Origin of the sequence: Dietzia sp. DQ11-38-2 (assembly GCF_014145055.1) — a bacterium.
Taxonomy (GTDB): Bacteria; Actinomycetota; Actinomycetes; order Mycobacteriales; family Mycobacteriaceae; genus Dietzia.
The window spans coordinates 1-2,837 of record NZ_JAALDW010000244.1 but is presented as its reverse complement, the minus strand read 5'-3'; the positions used below and the strand labels follow the sequence as shown (position 1 = coordinate 2,837).

At 70.4% G+C, this 2,837-nt stretch carries 3 protein-coding genes; 2 read left to right on the top strand and 1 reads right to left on the bottom strand.

Annotation, left to right across the window (positions count from 1 at the left end):
- Positions 1 to 43 precede the first annotated feature (43 nt).
- A complete protein-coding gene (locus G6026_RS09195; RefSeq protein ID WP_031264944.1) occupies positions 44 to 313 on the bottom strand; it encodes a DUF2530 domain-containing protein in 270 nt (89 codons plus the stop codon).
- A 74-nt stretch (positions 314 to 387) separates the two neighbouring features.
- Here G6026_RS09195 and G6026_RS09190 point away from each other — a divergent pair, with 74 nt between their 5' ends.
- Positions 388 to 1,854: an NCS2 family permease gene (locus G6026_RS09190; RefSeq protein ID WP_107755843.1), complete on the top strand. Its 1,467-nt coding sequence runs from the start codon at positions 388 to 390 to the stop codon at positions 1,852 to 1,854.
- 12 nt (positions 1,855 to 1,866) lie between these two features.
- On the top strand, positions 1,867 to 2,700 hold the full coding sequence (locus G6026_RS09185) for an RNA methyltransferase (RefSeq protein WP_182612979.1): 834 nt from the start codon (positions 1,867 to 1,869) through the stop codon (positions 2,698 to 2,700).
- Positions 2,701 to 2,837 lie beyond the last annotated feature (137 nt).

Here is a 2,837-nt window from a genome sequence, read left to right as displayed (position 1 = left end):
CGCCGACCAGGCCTGACCCCGCAGACCCCTCGGGCGGGCCGGCTCACGTGTGGTCGAAGTCGAGACCGACCTGTGCCCCCGCGCTGCCGCGCAGGACCGCACGCCGCTGGAGCGCGTACACGAGCGTGCCGATCGCACCCACACCCACACCGACCGCGCAGAGGATGACCGCGCGCATGTCCACCTCGTCCATGAGCATCATCGCCAGGAGGGCGATCGTCCACGCGAGGGTCCCGATGAGGACGACGGGCCGCGGGTCCAGGAGGTAGCCCGGGATTCGGGGCACCTGCGGCTCTGTCGGCCTCTCGGTCATGACCGCGACGCTACCGCAGGCGGAGGGCCGGTTACCCTATGACGGTTCCTCACCACCGCCAGGAAGGTCTCCAGATGTCGCAGAGCACCGGGGCCCCGTCGCGGTCCCCAGCACGGGGCCCCCTCGACCGTTACTTCAAGATCAGCGAGCGCGGTTCGACCGTGTCCCGCGAGGTGCGCGGCGGGGTGGTCAGCTTCTTCGCGATGGCCTACATCATCGTGCTCAACCCGCTGATCCTCGGTTCGGGTGTCGACGTCGAGGGCAACCAGCTGTCGATCATCGAGATCGCCGCGGTCACCGCGTTCACCGCCGGGGTGATGACGGTGGCCTTCGGCGCGATCGCCCGCTATCCGTTCGCCTTCGCCACCGGCCTGGGCATCAACTCCCTGGTCGCGGTCACCATCGCCAGGCAGGTCACCTGGGCCGAGGCGATGGGGCTGATCGTCATCGAGGGCGTCATCATCGTCATCCTCGCGGTGAGCGGGTTCCGCAAGGCGGTCTTCGACGCCATTCCCCCGGACCTCAAGGCCGCCATCGCCGTGGGCATCGGGCTGTTCATCGCCATGGTCGGGTTCGTCGACTCCGGGTTCGTGCGTCGACTCCCCGACGCCGCGGGCACCACGGTGCCGGTGGGGCTGGGGATCGAGGGATCGATCGCGTCGTGGCCCACGGCCGTGTTCGCGTTCGGGCTGCTGCTGTGCGGGATCCTCGTGGCCCGTCAGGTGCGCGGCGGCATCTTCATCGGCATCGTGGTCACCACCGTCGTGGCCATCATCGTCGAGGCGATCGCGGACGCCGGCCCGTCGTTCGTCGACGGCGAGCCCTCGCCCACGGGGTGGAACCTCGCGGTCCCGGGCATTCCAGAGACGCTCGGCGGACTGCCCAACCTCTCCCTCATCGGGCAGGTGGACCTCTTCGGCGCATTCGTCCGCATCGGCCCCCTTGCCGCCGGCCTGTTCGTCTTCACCCTGCTGCTCGCGAACTTCTTCGACGCCATGGGTACCTTCACCGGCCTGGGCAAAGAGGCCGGGCTCATGGACGAGAACGGCAACCTGCCCAACATGAAGACCGCGCTCGTGGTCGAGGGAGTCGGGGCCGTCGCCGGTGGATTCACCTCGTCCTCCTCCAACACCGTCTTCCTCGAGTCGGCGACGGGTATCGCCGAGGGCGCCCGAACCGGACTGGCGAACATCGTCACGGGTGTCCTCTTCCTCGTCGCGATGTTCTTCACACCGCTCTACGAGGTCGTCCCCGTCGAGGCGGCCGCCCCCGCGCTCGTGGTGGTCGGCGCGCTCATGATGTCGCAGATCATCAACATCGACTTCACGAGATTCTCCATCGCCCTGCCGGCGTTCCTCACCATCGTCACCATGCCGTTCACGTACTCCATCGCCAACGGGATAGGGATCGGGTTCGTGGCCTGGGTCGTGATGGCCACGGCCACCGGCAAGGCCCGGTCGGTCCACCCGCTGCTGTGGGTGGTCGCGGCGGCGTTCCTCGTGTTCTTCGCGATCGGGCCCATCACCGACCTTCTGGCCTGAGCGGCGCGGACAGTGCTCGTCGTCGACGTCTCCGATCCCGCCGATCCCCGGCTGGACGACCTCCGCGATCTCAACCACTCCGACCGCCGCCCCGACCTGCCGGGAGGGCGGGGCCTGGTGATCGCCGAGGGCACCTACGTGGTGGGGAGGATGCTCCTGTCCCGGTTCCGGCCGCACCTCCTGCTGGGGACCGACGCCCGACTGCGGCAACTGCGCCGCGAGGCGACGGCGGAGGGCTGGGATGCCGACGAACGGGCCGCCGGAGCCGTCTACCTGCGCACCACCAAGGACGTGCTCAGCGAGGTGATCGGGTTCCGGTCCAGCCGCGACATCCTCGCCGCCGCCCACCGGCCGGCCCCGCTCGACGTCGACGCGGTCGTGGACGGCGCCCGGACCCTCGTGGTGCTCGAAGGGGTCAACGACCCCGAGAACCTGGGGGCCATCTTCCGCAACTGCGCGGCGCTCGGCGTCGACGGGGTGCTGTTCGGTGCCGCCACCGGGGACCCGCTCTACCGGCGGGTGGTGCGCGTGTCCATGGGACACGTCCTGCGGTTGCCGTTCGCGCACCTGCACGGGACCCCGACCACCTGGCACCGCTCCCTCGGGGATCTGCGAACACGGGGTTTCACCACCGTGGCGCTGACCCCCTCCGGGGAGGTTCCGCTCTCCCGCGCCGTCGACGCCGACAAGGTGGCCTTTGTCCTCGGAGCCGAGGGGCCGGGGCTCACCGAGCACGCGATGCGTGCGTGCGACGTCCGGGCGGCGATACCCATGACAGCGGGAACCGACTCGCTCAACGTGGCCACGGCTGCGGCCGTGGCGTTCTACGAGCGGTCGCGCGACTAGGGTCCGGCGGCGTCGTCAGCGCCGGTTCGCCAGACGGCGGTTCATCGCCCCGCCGGCGCGCCGCACGGTGTCACCGAGGACGCCGGCGATCCTGCGGACGGCCCCGGTGACGGGAGAGGAGGCCCGCGCCACCGCGG

Bases quoted from the DNA above. Each gene is read 5' to 3' on its own strand.
- G6026_RS09190 (WP_107755843.1), top strand. From the start codon at position 388: ATGTCGCAGAGCACCGGGGCCCCGTCGCGGTCCCCAGCACGGGGCCCC.
- G6026_RS09195 (WP_031264944.1), bottom strand. From the start codon at position 313: ATGACCGAGAGGCCGACAGAGCCGCAGGTGCCCCGAATCCCGGGCTAC.